Annotated in this window: 19 protein-coding genes; 8 read left to right on the top strand and 11 right to left on the bottom strand. The window is 72.1% G+C overall.

Going from position 1 to position 19,560, the window contains the following annotated elements; translation table 11 throughout:
• Nucleotides 1–19 precede the first annotated feature (19 nt).
• Entirely contained in the window at nt 20–1,090 is a 1,071-nt protein-coding gene (locus ETD85_RS27685; protein WP_138692707.1) for an aminoglycoside phosphotransferase family protein, read from the bottom strand.
• 83 nt (nt 1,091–1,173) lie between these two features.
• Entirely contained in the window at nt 1,174–1,725 is a 552-nt protein-coding gene (locus ETD85_RS27680) for a carboxymuconolactone decarboxylase family protein (protein WP_138692706.1), read from the bottom strand.
• A gap of 143 nt (nt 1,726–1,868) precedes the next feature.
• Here ETD85_RS27680 and ETD85_RS27675 point away from each other — a divergent pair, with 143 nt between their 5' ends.
• Together ETD85_RS27675 and ETD85_RS27670 are read left to right on the top strand one after the other, a co-directional pair.
• Complete coding sequence (locus tag ETD85_RS27675; RefSeq protein WP_206058632.1) at nt 1,869–2,681, top strand: helix-turn-helix domain-containing protein; 813 nt, start codon at nt 1,869–1,871, stop codon at nt 2,679–2,681.
• 134 nt (nt 2,682–2,815) lie between these two features.
• Complete coding sequence (locus ETD85_RS27670) at nt 2,816–3,445, top strand: TetR/AcrR family transcriptional regulator (RefSeq protein ID WP_138692705.1); 630 nt, start codon at nt 2,816–2,818, stop codon at nt 3,443–3,445.
• Between the two features lie 44 nt (nt 3,446–3,489).
• Here the strand turns inward: ETD85_RS27670 and ETD85_RS27665 are convergent, their stop codons facing one another.
• The 3 genes from ETD85_RS27665 to ETD85_RS27655 all read right to left on the bottom strand — a co-directional run bounded on the left by ETD85_RS27665 (nt 3,490) and on the right by ETD85_RS27655 (nt 5,905).
• Complete coding sequence (locus ETD85_RS27665) at nt 3,490–4,575, bottom strand: serine hydrolase domain-containing protein (protein ID WP_138692704.1); 1,086 nt, start codon at nt 4,573–4,575, stop codon at nt 3,490–3,492.
• 70 nt (nt 4,576–4,645) lie between these two features.
• Nucleotides 4,646–5,089 (bottom strand): VOC family protein, encoded by a 444-nt coding sequence (locus tag ETD85_RS27660; protein WP_138692703.1) that lies wholly within the window; start codon nt 5,087–5,089, stop codon nt 4,646–4,648.
• Between the two features lie 186 nt (nt 5,090–5,275).
• Nucleotides 5,276–5,905, bottom strand: a complete 630-nt coding sequence (locus tag ETD85_RS27655; RefSeq protein ID WP_138692702.1) for a cysteine hydrolase family protein — start codon at nt 5,903–5,905, stop codon at nt 5,276–5,278.
• A gap of 260 nt (nt 5,906–6,165) precedes the next feature.
• Here ETD85_RS27655 and ETD85_RS27650 point away from each other — a divergent pair, with 260 nt between their 5' ends.
• The 3 genes from ETD85_RS27650 (at nt 6,166) to ETD85_RS27640 (ending at nt 9,107) form a co-directional block, all read left to right on the top strand.
• A complete protein-coding gene (locus tag ETD85_RS27650) occupies nt 6,166–7,818 on the top strand; it encodes an NAD-dependent malic enzyme (RefSeq protein WP_138692701.1) in 1,653 nt (550 codons plus the stop codon).
• Nucleotides 7,819–7,904: 86 nt separating this feature from the next.
• Entirely contained in the window at nt 7,905–8,432 is a 528-nt protein-coding gene (locus ETD85_RS27645; protein WP_170246864.1) for a GNAT family N-acetyltransferase, read from the top strand.
• Nucleotides 8,433–8,564: 132 nt separating this feature from the next.
• Nucleotides 8,565–9,107: an MOSC domain-containing protein gene (locus ETD85_RS27640; RefSeq protein ID WP_138692699.1), complete on the top strand. Its 543-nt coding sequence runs from the start codon at nt 8,565–8,567 to the stop codon at nt 9,105–9,107.
• 22 nt (nt 9,108–9,129) lie between these two features.
• Here ETD85_RS27640 and ETD85_RS27635 read toward each other — a convergent pair whose 3' ends face one another.
• Nucleotides 9,130–9,312 (bottom strand): hypothetical protein, encoded by a 183-nt coding sequence (locus ETD85_RS27635; protein ID WP_138692698.1) that lies wholly within the window; start codon nt 9,310–9,312, stop codon nt 9,130–9,132.
• 601 nt (nt 9,313–9,913) lie between these two features.
• Here ETD85_RS27635 and ETD85_RS27630 point away from each other — a divergent pair.
• Together ETD85_RS27630 and ETD85_RS27625 are read left to right on the top strand one after the other, a co-directional pair.
• A complete protein-coding gene (locus ETD85_RS27630) occupies nt 9,914–11,752 on the top strand; it encodes a rhamnogalacturonan lyase (protein WP_138692697.1) in 1,839 nt (612 codons plus the stop codon).
• Between the two features lie 124 nt (nt 11,753–11,876).
• Nucleotides 11,877–12,695: a DUF4259 domain-containing protein gene (locus tag ETD85_RS27625; protein WP_138692696.1), complete on the top strand. Its 819-nt coding sequence runs from the start codon at nt 11,877–11,879 to the stop codon at nt 12,693–12,695.
• 57 nt (nt 12,696–12,752) lie between these two features.
• On the opposite strand, the gene ETD85_RS27620 is transcribed toward ETD85_RS27625, so the two are convergent.
• A complete protein-coding gene (locus ETD85_RS27620; RefSeq protein ID WP_206058630.1) occupies nt 12,753–13,322 on the bottom strand; it encodes a TetR/AcrR family transcriptional regulator in 570 nt (189 codons plus the stop codon).
• A 103-nt stretch (nt 13,323–13,425) separates the two neighbouring features.
• On the opposite strand from ETD85_RS27620, the gene ETD85_RS27615 reads away from it, so the two are divergent.
• A complete protein-coding gene (locus ETD85_RS27615) occupies nt 13,426–14,382 on the top strand; it encodes an NADP-dependent oxidoreductase (protein ID WP_138692694.1) in 957 nt (318 codons plus the stop codon).
• Here ETD85_RS27615 and ETD85_RS27610 read toward each other — a convergent pair.
• The 4 genes from ETD85_RS27610 to ETD85_RS27595 all read right to left on the bottom strand — a co-directional run bounded on the left by ETD85_RS27610 (nt 14,366) and on the right by ETD85_RS27595 (nt 19,457).
• Complete coding sequence (locus ETD85_RS27610) at nt 14,366–15,565, bottom strand: MFS transporter (RefSeq protein WP_138692693.1); 1,200 nt, start codon at nt 15,563–15,565, stop codon at nt 14,366–14,368. The genes ETD85_RS27615 and ETD85_RS27610 overlap by 17 nt on opposite strands.
• Before the next feature lie 201 nt (nt 15,566–15,766).
• Nucleotides 15,767–16,462, bottom strand: coding sequence for a YoaK family protein (locus ETD85_RS27605; RefSeq protein WP_138692692.1), 696 nt, complete (start codon nt 16,460–16,462; stop codon nt 15,767–15,769).
• A gap of 277 nt (nt 16,463–16,739) precedes the next feature.
• A complete protein-coding gene (locus ETD85_RS27600) occupies nt 16,740–18,095 on the bottom strand; it encodes an MATE family efflux transporter (protein WP_138692691.1) in 1,356 nt (451 codons plus the stop codon).
• Between the two features lie 156 nt (nt 18,096–18,251).
• Nucleotides 18,252–19,457: a cytochrome P450 gene (locus ETD85_RS27595; RefSeq protein ID WP_138692690.1), complete on the bottom strand. Its 1,206-nt coding sequence runs from the start codon at nt 19,455–19,457 to the stop codon at nt 18,252–18,254.
• Between the last annotated feature and the right edge of the window lie 103 nt (nt 19,458–19,560).

Genomic DNA, 19,560 nt, shown 5'->3' with positions numbered 1-19,560 from the left:
CTATCACGCGAGGGCCGGCTCAGTGGCGTCGCGCGTACGGGGCGATGGCCGTGACGTCCACGTCCGCGTCCGGCCAGCGGTGGCGCACGGCGCCGGCCAGCCGGTGGCACCAGCCGGCCAGCTGCGGCAGCGCCCGGTGCGAGTCGGCGGTGCCGGCCGCGGCCTCCAGGGTCGCGACGAGCTGGGCCCTGCTGGGGTCCCCGGCCGGGCGGGCGTCCAGCGTGGGCAGGCGTGACAGGCGGGCCAGCGCGTACGCCAGGCACGCCGCCGCCAGGGCCGGCCCGTAGCGCCGGTCGTCCTCGGCCTGCGGCACCCCGGCGGCCAGGGCGCGCCGGTAGACCTCGGCGGGCGAGGCCGCCGAGCCGTCGGCCTCCGTGCGTACCGACATCCAGGCAGGGCCGGGGACGTGCAGGCAGACGGCGTCGTTCAGGGCGTGGGTGAAGCCGGCGAACTCGAAGTCGATCAGGCGCGGGTCGGGCGGCCCGCCGGCGTGCACCAGGACGTTGTTGGCCTCCGGATCGTTGTTGCTGAGCGCCAGGAACGGCCCGGGATCGGCCAGCTCGGCCAGCGCCAGGCCCAGCTCCCGCTCGGCCGCGCCGCTGACCGGCACCCCCAGCGCCCGCGCCTGCGGCAGCCCGGCGGCATGCAGCGCACTGACGCGCCCGAGCCGGTCGGCATCGGGATCGACCGGCCCGAGCGCGCCGCGGCGGCGGTAGTAGGTCTCCGCCCGGCCGGCGGTGAGCGCGCCGAGCTCGCCCCTGGCCCGGGCGAAGGCGGCCAGCCGGACGAGATGCGGGCCCGCGCCGTCGCGGTGCAGCAGCCCGTCCAGCGCGGTCCGGGGCGCGAGATCCTCCAGCATGGTCCAGCCGGCCGGCAGGTCCTCGGCCAGCACCCGTGGAGCCAGGCTCAGCCCGAGGTCCTCGGACAGGAACCTGAGCGCGGCCACCTCCGTGCACAGCCGCCACGCCTCGCTGCGCCCGCCGGCGACGTGGGGGCCGGTCCACTTGACGATCACCGTCTGGCCGTGGCCGGCGCGGGCGCGGGCGACCCTCCACGGCGCCAGCCTGGTCCACTCGACCACGTTGATCATCGCCACAGCGTACCGGCCCCGCGTCCTGGCCTCAGGCGGTCCAGGCGCGCGCGACCGAGCGCACCGGCCCTCCGGCCGGGGCCTCAGGCGGTCCAGGCGTGCGGGGACAGCACGTCGTCGAGGGGTGCGCCGGTCGCGTTGGCGATCCAGTTGGCCATCGTCGTGTACGCGGCCTGGGTGATGACCTCCAGGACCTGCGCCCGGGTGTAGCCGTGGCCGAGCAGCGCGTCGATCTCGGCCCGGTCCACGAGCCCGCCGCTGCGCAGCAGCGCCTTGGTGAACGCGCTCAGCGCGGACGCCTTCTCCTCCGGCAGGTCGTCCTTGCCCGCGCGCAGGGCCGTGACCACCTCGGGCGGCACGCCGGCGCGCGCGGCGAAGGCCGAGTGCGCGGCCACCGAGTAGGGGCAGCGGTTGGCGACGCTGACCGTGACGCCGACGACCTCGCGCTCGGCGGCGGTGAGGGTGCTGTGCGCCAGCGCGCGCTGCAATTGGTTGAAGCCATCGATCGTGGTGGGGGCTTCGGCCATCGTGGCGGCCAGGTTGGGGATGAACCCCACCCGCTGCCGCAGCTCGGCCAGCGGCTGCTGGGACGGCTGCGGGGCCGAGCCGGGCGAGTGGACGGTGAAGACGGTCATCGCGGACCTCCGGGTGACGTTTCGTGGTGGCTCCGGCGGCGAGCCCTCCCGCGCCGGTTGCACCACTGTCGGGTGGCGCGGGCGCCGTTCCAATTCCCTCCGAGGGAAGTGCCCGGGTGGCGGGCGCCGGTTAGCGTGCAAGAGTGCGTACGCCCGATCTCCGGCCGCGGCGGCCGGACAGCCCGCTGGGCCAGCTGCTGCGCCACTGGCGCCAGGTACGGCGGATGAGCCAGCTCGTCCTGGCCCACCACGCCCAGGTCTCGCCGCGCCACCTCAGCTTCGTGGAGAGCGGCCGGTCGACGCCGAGCCGCGAGATGATCATCACGCTGGCCGGCGCGCTGGAGGTGCCCCTGCGGGAGCGCAACGACCTGCTGCTCGCCGCCGGATACGCCCCGGCCTACCGCGAGAGCGGCATCGCCGAGCCCGCGATGGCCGCGATCCGGGCCGCGCTGGAGCGGGCGCTGTCCCACCACGAGCCGTACCCGGCCGTGGTCATGGACCGCTACTGGAACATCACGCAGGTCAACCGCGCCGCCGAGGTGATGTTCGGCCGCCTGCTCGGCGGCACTTCCGCGACCGGGACGGCCAACGTGATCCGGCTCATGTTCGATCCGGCGGGGCTGCGGCCGCACGTCGCCAACTGGGAGCAGGTCGCCCCCGCCCTCATCCAGCGGGTGCACCGCGAGGCCGTCGGCGGCGTCCAGGACCCCGGCACCAGGGCCCTGCTCGCGGAGGTCCTCTCCCGGCCGGGCATCAGGGCCGGGTGGCGCGAGCCGGACCTGACCTCCGCGATCATGCCGATCATCCCGGTCGTCTTCGTGCACGGCGGTGTGACCGCGAGCTACTTCTCCATGATCACCACGGTCGGCACGCCGCAGGACATAACCGCCCAGGAGGTGCGGCTGGAGAGCTTCTACCCCGCCGACGCCGCCACCGAGCGGCATCGCTGGACCTGAGGACGCGAGCACGGCCCCGGTGCGCTGCCAAATGCCCGTTTGACTGGGTGCGGGCCGCCGAGTGACAGTGCGGTACGTTTGCTTGACGCGTGCCCGGCACGTGCTCGACCCGGCGACATCCCGCGGAGGACCCGATGGCCAGACGATCACCGGCGCCCGAGGAGCGGCAGCGTGACGGCGAGCGCACCAAGCGTCTGATCATCGAGGCCGGCACCAGGGAGTTCGCCCAGAAGGGGTACGCGGGAGCACGGGTGGCCGCGATCGCGGAGCGCGCCGGGGTGAACGTGCAGCTGATCTCGTACTACTTCGGCGGCAAGGCCGGCCTCTACCAGGAGATCGCCCGTGGGTGGCGGGAGCGCGAGGCCGCGCAGCTGGCCGCCCAGAGCGATCTGGCCGAGATCGTCAAGGGATATGTGACGGCCATGATCGACGATCCCCACACGCCCAAGCTGCTCGCCTGGGAGGGCCTGTCCCACGGCGACGACGTGCCCGAGGTCGAGCAGGCCGAGCGCAACCAGCGGCTGCGCGACAACCTGGGGCCTTTCGAGCAGGGCCGGCGCGACGGCACGATCGACCCCCGCTTCGACCCGGCCTGCCTTGAGCTGATCCTCATCGCCGCGGGCATGGCGCCCGTCGTCTACCCGCAGCTCGTCGAGGGCCTGTGCGGGGCCCGCGCCGACGACCCGGAGTTCCTCGGCCGGTTCGCCGAGCAGCTCGCCCTGCTGGTCCGCCACCTGGGCGGGACGGAGAGCCCCAAGGGGTGAGTGGCGCGCGTCTGGGCCGGCTCGCTCGGTGAGGGGCGGCGGCCTCAGCGGCAGAATCGGGCGCCGAAGAGCTGGGCGAAGGTCTGGTGGAAGTCGTTCCAGTCGCCGTTCAGGTTGCTCACCAGGGTGTGGGCGCCCGTGCGCTCGCCCATCGCGTACGTGGTCGAGCCCTGGATGAAGCCGCCGCCGCCCCAGAGCGTGACGCCGCAGGGGAGCTTCTGGGCGTAGACGCCGAGGCCGTACCTGGTGTCCGGGACCCAGCCCGAGCCCTCCGTCGAGACCGTCGTGAACATCTCCTCCTGCTGGGCTGGCGGCAGGAGCCGGCCGCGCAGCAGCGCGTCGAGGAACCGGTGCAGGTCCGAGGTCGTCGAGACCATGCCCCCGGCGGCCCAGGCCCAGCTCAGGTCGATCTCGGTCACGTCGTGGACGTCCGTCTCCTGGCCGTTCTGGTCCTGCCTGGAGTAGTGCCGGGCGTGCGGGTCGCGGAGCGTCTCGCCCTCGCCGGGCAGGTACGTGCCGGTCAGGTGCAGCGGGCGGGCGATGCGGCGCTCGATCTCGCCGGCGAGGGTCGATCCCGTCGCGTGTTCGACGATCATGCCGGCGAGGTTGTAGTTGACCTTCGAGTAGATGAAGCGCTTGCCGGGCTCTTCGGGACGCGGGGTCTCCTGGCCGGGGTAGGCGTCGGGGAGCCCGCTGGTGTGGTTGAGCAGCTGCCTGATGGTGATCTTGGTGCCGTCCGCGCCGAGGTGTTCCTCGACCACGCCGGGCAGCCACCTGGCCACCGTGTCGTCGAGGGTGAGCCGGGCTTCCGCCGCCAGCTGCAGGACCACCGTGCCGACGAACGCCTTGGTGAAGCTGCCGATGCGGAAGTGCTCGCCGGGCCGGCGCCGCTGGCCGGTCGCCAGGTCGGCCACCCCCGCGGTGCCGAACCACGGCGTGGCCCGGCCGTCCCTGAGCTCGGCGACGATGCCGGGGCCACCGCCGGCCACGGCCTGCTCCAGCGCGCGCTGGAGCCTGACGTGACCTCGGTCGCGGTCGGCCGCGAAGGCGGGAGGGGCGGTCATGGTCGCGCCTGCCACGGTCAGGGCGACGGCGAGCAGGCCTGTTCGGGAGAAGAAGCTTGGAGGCATGTAAGCAACCATAGTTGACTAAGTGCGAGTTAGTCAACGTGAGTTGCTTATTGTGTCGCCGGCCTGCGGGTCACCGGCCAGGAAGGCGGGTGGTGATCTCCTGGAGCAGCCAGCCGTTGCCGTCGGGGTCGCTGAAGGAGGCGAAAGAGCCGTAGCTCTTGCGGTCCGGGTCCGGGCCCGGCACCCGCTGCTCGGTCCCGGCGTGGTGCCACACGCCGCCCGCGTCGTGGAACACCTCGCCTACGTCGGCCCCGCGGTCCACGAGCTCGGAGCGGGCCGCCTCTATGTCGTCGACGATCAGGTACAGGCCCTGCATCGAGCCCGGCGTGACCGAGGTGATCCCGGTCCCGAAGATGACCGAGCAGGCCGAGCCGGGCGGGGTCAGCTGCACGACCCGGAAGTCCGTACCGGCGGAGAAGTCGGCGTCCTCCCGCCAGCCGAGCGCCTTGTAGAAGTCCTTGGAGCGGTCGACGTCGGCGACCGGCACCACCACGACCTCGAGCTTCATGTCCATGACCTCGGCTCCTCCCCGTTCGATGCCGCCGGCCTGCGGATGCCGCCGGGGCCGCCGCCGCGCCCCACCTTCCAACCTCGCGGCCCGTGCCGCCGAAGTCCAGGAATGGCGGTTCAACTGCCGGCAGAGGTCCGTCCACCTTTGGGTAAGCACCGGACCGGCCTGACCCGCTCCGGCCGGTGCGGATCAGGTCCGCGCTGCTTCGAACGCGCTGACCAGCTCTTCCGTGGTGAGGATGGCATGGGCGAACGTGGGACCGTTCAGCTCATGCGCGGCGTGCATCATCTCGGGGAGGAAGGCGGCGGTGGCGTCGCGGACCAGCGTCACGTGGTAGCCGAGCTCCATCGCGAACCGGCTGGTCGACTCGATGCAGGTGTTGGCCAGCACGCCGACGACCACGACATGGCTGATGTCGTGCTGCTTGAGCTGGAAGTCCAGGTCGGTGTTGGCGAACCCGCTCTGCGCCCAGTGCTGATGGATGACGATGTCGCCCGCCTGCGGCTGGAGGTCGGGGTGGAACTCCCCGCCCCAGGTGCCGCGGGCGAAGCTGTGCCGCTCCTGGATGCCGCGCTGGGTCGGGTTCGGGTGGGCCCAGGTGTCGTAGTCGCCCGGCTCCCACTGGCGGTGCGGGACGAACATCACCTGGATGCGGGCCTCGCGGGCGGAGGCGATCACGGTACGCAGGTGGTCCACCAGGCCGACCTCCTTGGCCACGGGCTCAAGTCGTGGCCAGAGCTTGCCGCCTTCGGAGATGAAGTCGTTGTAGGGATCGACCAGCAGGACCGCTGTGCGGCGGGTGTCGTATGCCTGGGTCACGGTTCCTCCTCGGACTCGGATCGAGGAGCGGGCCGGCGCCGGGCGTACCTGGCAGGGCTCCCCCCCGGCAGGTCTACCCGTGCTCGACCATCGGGACCTGGCCGAACGGTCCTGTTCAGGTCAAGCGGGCGGCAAGCACCGCCCGCGCCGGTGATCGGCCGGCCTGCTCGTGATCGCGGAGCTGACCTGTTCGGTGTGCTCTGTTGAACGGGGCCTGAACTTCCGGGCGCCGCGGCCCGGGTAGGGCTGTGGGTGTGTCGATGAGTCATGGCAGGCGGGCGGTGCTGGACGATCCGCTGCTGAACAAGGGGACGGCCTTCAGCCAGGAGGAGCGGGCGGAGCTGGGGCTGGTGGGGCTGATCCCGTCGGCGGTGGAGACGATCGAGGCGCAGGCGGGCCGGGCGTACGCGCAGTACAGGGCGCAGCCGGACGATCTGCAGAAGCACGTCTACCTGAGCGCGCTGCAGGACCGCAATGAGGTGCTGTTCTTCCGGGTGCTGGCGGACCATCTGAGGGAGATGCTGCCGATCGTCTACGACCCGACGGTCGCGGAAGCCATCAAGGCCTACAGCCATGAGTATCGGCGGCCGCGCGGGGTGTACCTGTCCATCGACGACGTGGCCGGCATGGAACGAGCCTTCCGTAATTTCGGCCGCGACGCTGATGGAGTGGATCTGATCGTCGCCTCCGATGCCGAGGAGATCCTGGGCATCGGGGACTGGGGCGTGGGGGGCGGCGCCGGGATCGCGACCGGGAAGCTGGCGGTCTACACGGCCGCGGCGGGCATCGACCCCGGCCGGGCCATTCCCATCGCCCTGGACGTCGGGACCGACAACGAGCGGCTGCTCAACGATCCGTTCTACGTGGGGGAGCGGCATTCCCGGGTGCGGGGGAAACGTTACGACGAGTTCATCGAGGCCTTCGTGTCGATGATCTCCCGGCTGTTCCCCGAGGCGATGCTGCACTGGGAGGATTTCGGGCCGTCGAACGCGCGGCGCATCCTGGAGAGGTACGCCGACCGGTTGCCGACGTTCAACGACGACATGCAGGGGACGGGCGCGATCGTCCTGGCGGCGGTGCTGGGGGCGTGCCGGGTGTCGGGGACGCCGTTGCGGGCGCAGCGGATCGTCGTGTTCGGAGCGGGCACGGCCGGCGTGGGCGTGGCCGACCAGCTGCGCGACGCGATGGTCCGCGACGGCCTGGAGCGGGCGGAGGCCGTACGGCGGATCTGGGCGGTCGACAAGCAGGGCCTGCTGACCGATGACCTGCCGGATCTGCGGGACTTCCAGGTTATGTACGCCCGCCCGGCCGACGAGGTCTCCGGCTGGGAGCGGGGCGCGGACGGCATCGGGCTCGCGGAGGTCGTCAAACGGGTCAAGCCGACCATGCTGCTCGGCACGTCCACGGCGCACGGCGCGTTCACCGAGGAGATCGTGCGGGCGATGGCGGCCGGGGTGGACCGGCCGGTCATCTTCCCGATCTCGAACCCGACGGACCGGATCGAGGCGACGCCGCAGGACCTGCTGAACTGGACCGGCGGCCGGGCCCTGGTGGCCACGGGCATCCCGGCCGATCCCGTCGTCCGTGACGGCGTCACCTACTCCATCGCGCAGGCGAACAACGCGCTGCTGTATCCGGGGCTGGGGCTGGGCGCGGTCGTGTCGCGTGCGCGGCGGATCAGCGACGGGATGCTGCGGGCCGCGGCCGAGGCGGTGGCCGGGCTGGTGGACGTCACCGCCCCGGGCGCTGCGTTGCTGCCGCCGGTGGAGAACCTGCGGGCGATCTCGGCGACGGTGGCGGTGGCGGTGGCGCGGCAGGCGGCCGAGGAGGGGCTGGCCCGCGCCGAACCGGGCGATCTCGTCCAGCGGGTGCAGGACGCGATGTGGCAGCCGGAGTACCGCCCGGTCGGCTGACCGCGCTCGGGGCCGGTGCCATCCGCAGACCATAACTGTCTATCTCAGGTTGACCAGTGATGCGCGGGCGATCTATCGTCACTGCCATGCCGCCTGAAGACAGTACGCTCGAACGACTCACCGGCCCCGGCGCCCTCGCCCGCGCCGCCGAGCTGGCGGAGGTCTACCTCGCCTCGTTCAGCGGCCCGCCCTGGCACGAGGACGCCCGGGACGCCGCCGCCTTCGCCGAGCGCCTGACCGCGGACGCCCTGCGCCCCGGCTTCGTCGCGGTGCTCGCCGTCCACGACGGCAGGCCCGCGGGATTCGGCACGGCGTGGCCGACCCCGAGCCCGTTCCCCTCGGGCCGCTCCTACGACGGGGTGAACCGCCTGCTCGGCGGCCAGGCGGAGGCGCGGCTGAGCGGGACGCTGGAGGTCGACGAGCTGGCGGTCAGCCCGCACGCCCGCGGGCAGGGGCTGGCGGCGCGCATCCTCGGCCTGCTCTGCGAAGACGCACCCAACTGCTGGCTGCTCACCGCGCCGAAGGCGCACGACGCGATCCGGCTCTACGAACGACTCGGCTGGCAGCGCCTGACCGGACCGGACACCGGCGTCGTCGTCTTCACCCGCTCATGACACTGCCGCCGGCTGGTTGGTTGGCTGGCCGGCTGGTGGCGCGACGCGGAGGCCGAGGGCGGCGGCGGACCGGCCGCCCGCGCTGGGTTAAGCTCCAGGTCGAGTCTGCGGCATTTGGGGGAGTAAAAGAGCATGAGTGGCACTGTCACGGCGGTCAGCAGCAACGGCGAGTACTCCTTCACCAAGCCGAACCACGAGAGCATCACGCTGCTCGCGGGGCTCGGCGTGGAAGGCGACGTGCACGCCGGCGTGACGGTCAAGCACCGCTCCCGCGTCGCCCAGGATCCCACCCAGCCGAACCTGCGCCAGGTCCACCTCATCCACGAGGAGCTGTTCGCCGAAGTGGGCGAGGCGGGCTTCACCGTCAGCCCTGGAGAGCTCGGCGAGAACATCACCACCCGTGGCATCGACCTGCTCGGCCTGCCGGTGGGCACGCTGCTGCGCATCGGGGACGAGGCCGTGGTGGAGCTGACCGGGCTGCGCAATCCGTGCGTGCAGATCGACAACTTCCAGACCGGCCTGCTCAAGCAGGTCGTCGGCCGTGACGAGGCCGGGAACCTGGTCCGCAAGGCCGGCGTCATGAGCGTCGTCAGGCAGGGCGGCGTCGTACGGCCAGGTGACGCGATCGCGGTGGACCTCCCGGCCGAGCCCCATCGCCCCCTGGACCGCGTCTGACGTCCCCGGGCACGGCCGCAGGTCAGCACGCCTGGCCCGCGTCGTGCGCGCACGGCAGCCGTACCCGGCCGACCTCCGGCACGTGCGCCGACCCCACGTCGGCCGAGCAGGCGCCGGGACCGCAGACGTGGACGGCGGGCCAGCCGCGATCGAGCGCCGGGAGCAGAGCCGCTGCAGCCGGGAAGCGCCGTTGGTGATCAGCCACAGCCGGTGGGATCGGCCGAGCCGGTCGAGTGCGGCCTCCACACCGGGCAGCGGGCGTACCAGACTCCGCCGATGCCGCACGAAGAGGTCACAGCGCCTCCCACGAGCTGATGCCCCGATCGCGCAGCCGCGCGTGGAACGGGCCGGCTCGCCACCGGGCCCCGGCCAGCGCGAAGACGCGCTCCAAGACGGCCGGACCGGCCCGACCGCGACTGAATGCGACGGCGCTCGCCACCGCATTCATGGTGAACAAACGCCCCGGGGACGGCCGGAGGCTCGTCTGTCAAGGCGGGAGTAAGGGCGGCCTCGCACGCGACGCCGCCGGTGGAAAAGCCGGATCGCACAGGCGCTTGCGGCCCGGTAGTGCGGACGCTTTAATACGCCGGAGACCGGCCGGCTACACCTCCGTCCCCGGCTAGGAGAGCAGATGACCGTACTCGCACGTCATGCCCGCATCGGTGCCCCACGCTTTGCCGGCGCAACGACGTTAGCGCTAACAAGCGTTCCCGGGAGTCGATGAAACTTTCTTTTTTGCCCAGCGGGAAAGCGCTTACCAAGCCAAGTGTCACGCATTTCGACAACCCTGCTGAAAGGACCACGCAATGCGGTTAAGAAAGGCCGGTGCGGCCGCCGCCCTCGCCCTGGCGGCGGCCACGGCGATCACGACGACCGGCGCCCCCGCCCAGGCGGCCCCGCCGACCAAGCAGATGGAGGACCTGGACCGCGGGGTGATCAGCGTCCGGTCCGGCTCGGGCAACCTCGTGTCCTGGCGCCTGCTCGGCACCGATCCCGACGACGTCTCCTTCAACCTCTACCGGGGCTCCACCAGGATCGTCACCGGCCTCACCGCCTCGACCAACTACCTCGACAACGGCGCCGCCGCCGACGCCTCCTACACGGTCAGGGCGGTGTCCGGCGGAGCCGAGCAGGGCGCTTCGCCGGCGTCGCTGCGCTTCACCGGCGGCTCGTACCTGGACGTCCCGATCCAGGTGCCGTCGGGCGGGACCACGCCGGACGGGGTCGCCTACACCTACAGCGCCAACGATGCCAGCGTGGGCGACGTCGACGGTGACGGCCAGTACGAGATCGTGCTCAAGTGGGACCCGTCCAACGCCAAGGACAACTCCCAGTCCGGCTACACCGGCAACGTGTACGTGGACGCGTACCGGCTCAACGGCACCCGCCTGTGGCGCATCGACCTGGGCCGCAACATCCGCGCCGGCGCCCACTACACCCAGTTCCAGGTCTACGACTACGACGGCGACGGCCGGGCCGAGGTCGCCATGAAGACCGCCGACGGCACCAGGGACGGCGCCGGCACGGTGATCGGCAGCTCCAGCGCCGACTACCGCAACTCCAGCGGGTACGTCCTGTCGGGCCCCGAATACCTGACCATGTTCAACGGCCTGAGCGGCGCGGCCATGTCCACGGTCTCCTACGACCCGCCGCGCGGCACGGTCTCCTCCTGGGGCGACAGCTACGGCAACCGGGTGGACCGCTTCCTGGCCGGGACGGCGTACCTGGACGGCGAGCGCCCCTCGCTCATCATGGCGCGCGGCTACTACACCCGCTCAGTGATCGCCGCCTGGGACTTCCGCAACGGCTCACTCACCAAGCGGTGGACGTTCGACAGCAACTCGGCGGGCTCGCAGTACGCCGGGCAGGGCAGCCACAGCCTGTCGGTCGGCGACGTCGACGCCGACGGCCGCGACGAGATCGTGTACGGCGCCATGACCGTGAACGACAACGGCACCGGCCTGTGGAGCACCCGCACCGGCCACGGCGACGCCCAGCACCTGGGGGACTTCGACCCGGCCAGGGCCGGCCTGGAGTACTTCAAGGTCAGCGAGTCCACCAGCCAGCCCGGCTCCCTCTACATCGACCCGCGCACCGGCCAGATCCTCTGGCAGACGGCGTCGGGCTCCGACAACGGCCGTGGCGTGGCCGGTGACATCTCGACCGTCCGGGTCGCCTCGGAGTTCTGGTCGGCCGCCGACGGGAACCTGCGCAGCGTCACCGGCAACACGGCCGGCCGCAAGCCGTCCTCGGTCAACTTCCTGGCCTGGTGGGACGCCGACCCCGTCAGGGAGCTGCTCGACCAGACCAGGATCGACAAGTACGGCACCAGCGCGGACACCCGGCTCCTGACCGCGTCGGGCGTGCACTCCAACAACGGCACCAAGGCGACGCCGTCGCTGTCGGGAGACCTGTTCGGCGACTGGCGCGAGGAGGTCGTCTGGCCCACCAGCGACAACCGCGCGCTGCGCATCTACTCCACGCCCACGCCCACCGACCGCCGCATCTACACGCTGATGCACGACCCGCTCTACCGGGTGTCGATCGCGTGGCAGAACACCGCCTACAACCAGCCGCCGCACACGAGCTTCTTCATCGGCGACCGCATGCCCACGCCTCCCAAGCCGGACATCTACCTACGCTGATCACCGATCTCATGAAATGTAGGCTGTGATCTTCGGATGAGGGTCGTGTCAGAGCATGATCGACAACGACCCTCATCCACAGCTGGGGCTGTGAGAACAAGGCGCGGCGGCGGAAGATGAGGCAGTGGACAGCCGGACTCCCTTCGAAGGCCCCTTCGACAGTGACGAGGCCGCCGACGCCGTCGCCGACCTCGAAGCGGAGGACGACGTCGCCGCCGCGATGACGCAGGAGCTGACCGCGTTCCTCCAGCACAATCGGGACTACGTCGAGGAGGGCGCTGGCGAGTCGGCGCTGGCGATCTGTTGCCTGGTGGCCGCGCGGATCTCGGGGATCGCGCCGGACGAGGCGGCCCATCACTGGCTCGACCGCAACCCGTTCACCGTCGACGGCGAGCTGCGCGATCTGGCCGTGGCCGCGTTCGCCCTGGCCACCCGGCCTCGGGAGAACTTCCTCGCCGAGTGCTACGGCCCCGGGCCCTGGGAGGTGTTCACCGCCTACCTTGAGCCCTACCGCCTGGCCCTGCACGGCGAGCCCCAAGAGCTGCCGGAGCCTTTCGTCCCGGACCACACCGACCCGCGGCGGGCCTGGCTCCAGGTCTGCTGGAGCACCGACCGTGGCAGCCTGCCGCACGATTGCGCCTACCAGCGCAGATCCGATCAGCTCGTCCAGGCGGTCAACGATTCCCGTCTGTGGCGGGCCTGGTGGCAGAGCTCGGGCCTGCAGGAGGCGATGCTGTTCGGGCACCTCGGCCCGGGGTCGTACACCGAGCAGACCTCCCGGGGGCGCACCACGGCCGAGGCCTGGTTCGGGTTCGAGCACACCCACGATCTCGGCGCGGCCACGCCCGGGCAGGTCGTGGCCGACCTGCGTACCGGCCTGTCGCGCCTCGCCGACCACCTCCGGCTCGACCCGCTGCCCGGCTTCGGCGAGAGCACGCCGTAGCGCTCCAGCCAGGAAGAACGAGGCGGCGCCGCAGGGCGACCGCGAGCGCGGCGAGCCCTAACCCCGGGGGGTCGCCGCCATGCCGGCGATCAGCAGGTTCGCCAGCCGCCGCACCGCCGTGGTCGCCCTTTCGGGCGGGAGCGTGCGGAACGAGGAGATCGCCATCAGGCCGGTCCGCACGTCCTCGACCGACAGATCGCGGCGGAGCGCGCCCGCGCTCCTGGCCCGCTCGACCAGCCGTTCGAAGCCTTGCGCGTGCGCCCGGCGCTGCCCGGCGAACGGGGCCGCCGCCGTGTGCGAGCCGAACAGCGCCTCGTTCAGCCCCCGGTCGCGTACCTGGTGCTCGGAGAAGCGGTGGATGGTGCCGCGCAGTGCCCGCCAGGGGTCCGGGTCGGCCAGCGCGGCCTGCATCTCCGCGCCGCAGACGGCCACCTGCTCGGTGAGCACGGCGCCGATGAGGTCCGGGCGCGAAGGGAAGTGCCGGTAGAGCGTCGCGACGCCCAGCCCGGCCCGCCGGGCGATCTCGCGCATCGGCACCTCAAGCCCGTCCGCGGCGAACGCGGCCCGCGCGACCGTCACGATGTGGCGCTGGTTGTGCACCGCGTCCGTACGGGTGTTCCGAGTCACTGTCGTCCGCACACCTCTCACTTCGGGCGATCCGCGGCAGTCGATGCCTTTTCTCCGCCTACCGTAATGCGCGGTCCCGGCAGCTCAGCTCAGAGAGGTGATCATGTTCGCTGTTCAGTTCGACCGGTTCGGTCCGCCGGAGGTGCTCACGACCGGCCGGTTCCCCGAGCCGCACGCTGGTCCCGGCCAGGTGCGGATCAGGGTCGAGGCCGCCGGGGTCGCGCCGGTCGACCTCGCGCTGCGATCCGGACGGTCGCCGTCGCGGGACCGGATCCCGCTGCCGCACATCCCCGGCGTCGACGCGGCCGGGGTGATCGACGAGGTCGGCGCGGGCGTCACCGGGTTCGCGGCGGGGGAGGAGGTCTTCGGTACGGTCGACGTCGCGCGGCTGGGCGGCGCGAGCGCCGAGTTCGCCGTGCTGTCGTTCTGGGCCGCGAAGCCGCCCGCGATGCCATGGGCGCAGGCCGGTGCGGCCGGTACGAGCGTCGAGACCGCCACCAGGGCGCTCGACCGGCTCGGCGTGCGGGCGGGTGTGACGCTCCTGGTCGATGGCGCGGCCGGTGGGGTGGGAAGCGTGGCCGTCCGGCTCGCGATCGCGCGCGGCGCCCACGTGATCGGCACGGCCCGGCCGGAGAGCCACGCCTTCCTCGCTGAGCTCGGAGCGGTCCCGGTCGCCTACGGACCAGGGCTCGCCGACCGGGTCCGCGCGCTGGCCCCCGCCCCGGCGGTCGCGCCGGGGGCCGGGCGGGTCGATCTCGCGTTGGATGTCGCCGGGGCGGGCTCGCTGCCCGAGCTCATCGCGATCACCGGTACGCCGGCCGCGGTTCTCACCCTCGCCGACTTCGGCGGCCCGGAACTCGGGGTGGGCCTCTCGCGCGGCGAGCTCGCCGGTGAGCCGGGCGGCCGGCACGGGCTCGCCCTGGCCGCCGCGCTCAGCGAACAGAGGCGCTTCCACGTTCCCGTACAGGAGGTGTTCCCCATGACCCGGGCGGCCGAGGCGCACGCGGCCGCCGCGCGGGGGCCACGCCGCGGCAAGATCGCCCTCATCCGTCACCCGTGACGGAGGCGCGCCCCGCCCTGCCCCGGAGCGACAAGTAGCCCGCCATGAGGACGGCGGTCAGCCCGCCGCAGACCATCACGGTGGAGACCGAGAAGGCGTCCACGACGTACCCGCCGAGGAGCGCGCCCAGGGCGAAAGTCGCCTGGAACGACGAGGTGAAGATGACCGTGGCCCCCTCGGGCGCGTGCGGCGCGGCGCTCATGAACCACGCCTGCGAGCAGACGGGAACACCGCCGTAGGCCAGCCCCCAGAGCACGAGCAGCACGATGGCGCCGGCGGTGCTGCGGCCGGCCACGGGCAGCAGGAGCGTGGCGGCCGCGATCAGGCAGCCGTTCGCGACGAAGGCGGCGCGCGGGTTGACGGCCATGGCCCTGCCCGTCAGGAAGTTGCCGGCGATCCCGGCGGCACCGTACGCGAGCAGGACCGCGCCGACGGCCGCCGGCGGCAGGGAGGTGACGTCCTGGAGGAAGGGCGTGACGTAGGTGTAGGTGCCGAAATGGGCCAGGACGATGAGAAAGGTGGCCAGCAGCGCCGTCCTGGTGCCGCTGAGACGCAGCAGGCCGAGCAGCACGCGCGGGCTCGTGACCTGCTGGGCGGGCAGCGGCGGCAGCAGGACCAGCAGCGCGCCCAGAACGAGCACGGCCAGCGCGGCCAGGACGAGGAACGCGGTCCGCCAGCCGGCGAGGTGGCCGATGAAGGTGCCGGCCGGTACGCCGAGCACCGAGCCCAGCGGCACGGCGGAGAAGATCACCGCGGTGGCGGTGCCGACGGACGCCGGCGGCACCAGGCGGCCGGCCAGCCCGGCCCCGATCGACCAGAACCCGCCGATGGTGAGACCGACCAGCACCCTGGACACCAGCATGACCCCGTAGGAGCCCGCCACGGCCGCCAGCACGTCGGCGGTCGCGAGCACGGCCATGAGCAGGCACAGCATCACCCGGCGGTCCACGCGGGCGGTGGCCACCGTGACCGCCGGCGCGGCGATCGCGGCGACGATGCCCGGCAGCGTCATGGTCAGCCCTGTGATGCCGTCGGAGAGTCCGAAGTCGGCGCCGATGTCGGTTAGCAGGCCGATGGGCAGGATCTCGCTGGTGACGATGGCGAAGATGCCGAGCATGAGCGAGGTGACCGCGAGCCATTCGATGACTGGCGGGCGTGATCGGGTCAGCGTGGTGGTGGACATGAGTTCCGTTCAAAGGCGGTGGTACGAGCGGTACGGGCGACCAGCCAAGCAGCGGTGGCACCACGGGCACCGGCAGGTTTCGGACGAGACCATCGCCGGACGGCGACATCCCGGCGTACCGGCATACCGGCATCCAGACATCCCGATATTTCGGCATCCGGCATCCCGGCAGCGCTCATCCCACTCGAGCGCTCGTCCCGCTCAGCTGGTCGGCCGGTCCTGGTGGCGGGCGATGAGGGCGACGGCTGCTAGCAGCACCAGGGCCGTCGCCACCGCCGGTACGGGCCCGGCCGCCAGATGCATCGCCGCCCCGGTCAGCGCACCGGCGAACATCGCCGCCACCGAGACGGACCGCCGCAAAGCCGCACGTCCCGGACTGTCGGCGGCCAGGCCGGTCAGGGTGGTGGTGAGGACGTTGGTGGTCAGATCGGGCACCGCGAGCGCGCGTACCGAAGCGTTCTGCAGGCCCATGCCACAGCCGAGCAGCCCGATGAGCGCCACCTGCGCGCCGGTCTCCTGGTGTCCCGCCAGCTGCGCCACGACGAGGGCGACCGCGACGAGCAGCGCGTGCGCGGCGGTGACGGCGGGGAACACCTTCCGCGCGTCCCCCATCCACCCGATCACCCGTCCGGCGCTCCACGCGCCGGCCCCGAAGGCGGCCAGGGCCAGCAGCGACGCCCATTTCGACAGCTCGATGTCCCCGGCCAGGGCGAAGCCGAGGAAGACGATGTTGCCGGTCATGTTGGCGACGAAGACGCGGTTCAGGCCGAGGTAGCTGACGGCGTCCACGAGACCGGTCACGATGGCCAGCAGGATGAGCAGGGCGGGCAGGACGCCGTGCGGGTTCGCGCCGCGCGGGAACAGCCCGTCGGCGACCCACCGCAACCCGCCCTTCACCAGCCCTCCGGAACGCAGGGACGAACCGGCTCACCCGGCGGCCGCCCGTTCGGGGGGCGAATTATGCGGTGCGGTGGCCGGCCGGTCGATACGTGTGCTCGCCGGTACGGTGGCCGGCGGGCGTTTCCGAGGGCGGCGCGCGGACCTGATGTCATGCCGGCTCCCTGACGAGGTCGCGGTCGGCCTCCTTCGGAGAGCCCGGTCGATGGCGGCTTCACCTGGGTCTTTCCCCGCCACGAGCCGTCCTTGCACATCGTGCTGACGTCGTTCCCCGCGCTCAGGGGCGCACCGGATGAGCAGCCGTCCCCTCCCGTACGGCGCCGAGCACCACCCAGCGGCCCGACCGCAGCCGGGCCAGCACAGTGATCATCCGGATCAGCAGGAACACCGACAACCCTGACCAGATCCCCACCAGCCCCCAGCCGAAGCTCAGCGACGCCCACACCGCCGGCAGGAACCCCAGCGCCGCCGCGCTCATCGTCGCGGAGCGCAGATAGGCCGCGTCCCCGGCGCCGAGCAGCACCCCGTCCAGGGCGAACACGACGCCGCCGATCGGCTGCAACGCGACGAAGAACCACCACGCGTGCGACATCTCGGCCAGCACCGCCGCGTCGCCGGTGAAGGCCCGCGGCAGGATGCCGGCCAGCGCCGCGAACACCGCGCCGAGCAGCGTTCCGAAGATCAGGCCGCCGCCGGTCACGTGCCAGGCCAGCCGGCGCGCCCGCTCGCCGTCGCGCGCGCCGAGCGCGGCGCCCACGAGTGCCTGGGCGGCGATGGCCAGCGCGTCGAGCACGAACGCCAGGAACATCCAGAGCTGGAACACCACCTGGTGCGCCCCGACCGCCGCGGTGGAGGTGTGCGCGGCCACCGCGGTCGCGGACACCCAGCACGCCTGGAACGCCAGGCCGAGCAGCACCAGGTCACGGGCGAGGCCGAGCTGGGCCCGCATCGCGGCGGGGACGGGGGCGAGCGGCACGCCCTCGGCCACCAGCGCCCGCACGAACAGGCCGGCGGAGATGAGCTGCGCGACCACGTTGGCGATCGCCGAGCCGTTGAGCCCCCAGCCGAGCCCGTGCACCAGCACCGGGCACAGCACCGCGGAGATCCCGTTGCCCGCGAGCACGTAGCGCAGCGGACGCCGCAGGTCCTGCACCCCGCGCATCCATCCGTTGCCCGCCATGGTGATCAGGATCATCGGAGCACCGAACAGGGCGATCCGCAGCCACCCCACCGCCGACGCGGCGGCCTGGTCGTCGCCGGTGAGCAGGCCGGCCACCGGCGCGGCCAGCAGCTGCCCGGCCACGAGCAGCACCAGCCCGGCGATCGCCCCGAGCCAGGTCGCCTGGATGCCCTCGGCCACGGCCTCGGCCCGGCGGCCCGCGCCGTGCAGCCGCGCGGCGCGCGCGGTGGTGCCGAATGACAGGAACGTCATCTGGGTGGCGATCTGCGCCAGCACGATCGCGCCGACCGAGAGCGCCGCCAGCGGCACCGCGCCCAGATGGCCGACCACGGCCGTGTCGACGAGCAGGTAGAGCGGCTCGGCGGCCAGTACGCCGAGAGCGGGCACGGCGAGGGCGAACAGCTGGCGCAACGTGGACCCGGCTCGCCCGGCCGGATCAGGATGCGCGGCCATGTGCCCTCCAGTAATGCTCTCAACCCACCTTCGACCCTTACTGACCGGAGCATAAACGTAAGAGTCTGTAGCGGACAATGCCTATTACCGCCGGAGAATGAAAGAACCCCGGATCATCAGACCCGGGGTTCTGCCGCGATCAGGAGGGTGCCGTCGTCACCACGTGACAGGCAGCTCGTGCATTCCGTAGACGGCGGCGTCGTCCTTGAACGACAGCTGCTCGGCGGGAACGGCCAGCCGCAGCCCGGGGATGCGCCGGAACAGCGTGCTGAAGACGATCTCCAGCTCCACGCGGGCCAGGCTCTGGCCGAGGCACTGGTGCGGCCCGTAGCCGAAGGCCAGGTGGCTGCGGGCGTCGCGCTCGATGTCGAACCTGTCGGCCTCCTCGAACACCTCCGGATCCCGGTTACCGGCGTTGGCCAGCGTGAGCACGCCCGCGCCCGCGGGAATGACCGTGTCGCCGAACTCCACGTCCTCAAGGGCCACCCGCATGATGGCGAACTCGGCGATGGTGAAGTGCCGCAGCAGCTCCTCGACCGCGCCCGCCGTCTTGTCCGGGTCCGCACGCAGGGCGTCGAGCGCGTCGGGGTGCTGCAGCAGCATGTACGTGCCCAGCGAGATCATGTTCGCCGTCGTCTCGTGCCCGGCGATCAGCAGCAGGAACGCCAGGCTGAGCAGCCCTCCGTGGTCCACCTCGCCGCTCTCGCGCTGCTTGCGCACCTGGCGGCCGAGCAGGTCGTCGGTCGGGTTCTCCTCCTTGGCCTTGATCAGCTTGTCCAGGTAGATGGCCAGCTCGAGGGCCGCGTGCTGCCGTTCCTGCGGCGTGATGGTGTGGTTGAGCAGCTGCGCGGAGTGCGTCTGGAAGAAGTCGTGCTCGTCGTACGGCACTCCGAGCAGCTCGCAGATGACCAGCGAGGGCACCGGCAAGGCCAGCGCCTGCACCAGGTCCACCGGGCGCGGGCCGGCCAGCATGGCGTCGAGGTGCTCGTCCACGATCTGCTGGATGCGCGGCCGCAGCGCCGCCATGCGCCGTACGGTGAACTCGCCGATCACGGCGCGGCGCGCGGGACCGTGCTCGGGCGGGTCCATCTCCAGCATCATCTTCGGCAACGGCGACTCGCCCCCGCCCATCTCGCCGTTCAGCTTGGGGGCGTTGGGGTGGCGGCGGTCGGCGCTGAAGCGCGGATCGCTCAGAACCTTGCGGATGTCCTGGTAACGGGTGGCCACCCAGGCGTTCGACCCGCCGGGCAGCGTCACCTCGGTGACCGGCTGCTCGCGCAGGAGCCGAAGGTGCTGCTCGGGCGGAGCATACGGGCAGGTGCGGGCAATCTGGAGCGTCTCAGTGGAGTCAGCAGTGGTCATGGTCGTCCCCATTCGGCTTGCCATCCCAACATCCCTACATCTGTAAACTAACCTACAGATGTAGGGATCGATACACTGAGGCGTGGCCCTCACCAGAGACGAA

Origin of the sequence: Nonomuraea zeae, assembly GCF_005889725.1 — a bacterium.
In the GTDB taxonomy this organism is placed as follows: Bacteria; Actinomycetota; Actinomycetes; order Streptosporangiales; family Streptosporangiaceae; genus Nonomuraea; species Nonomuraea zeae.
Note: the sequence above shows the minus strand (reverse complement) of the source record. Positions and strands in the feature narration are given on the sequence as shown.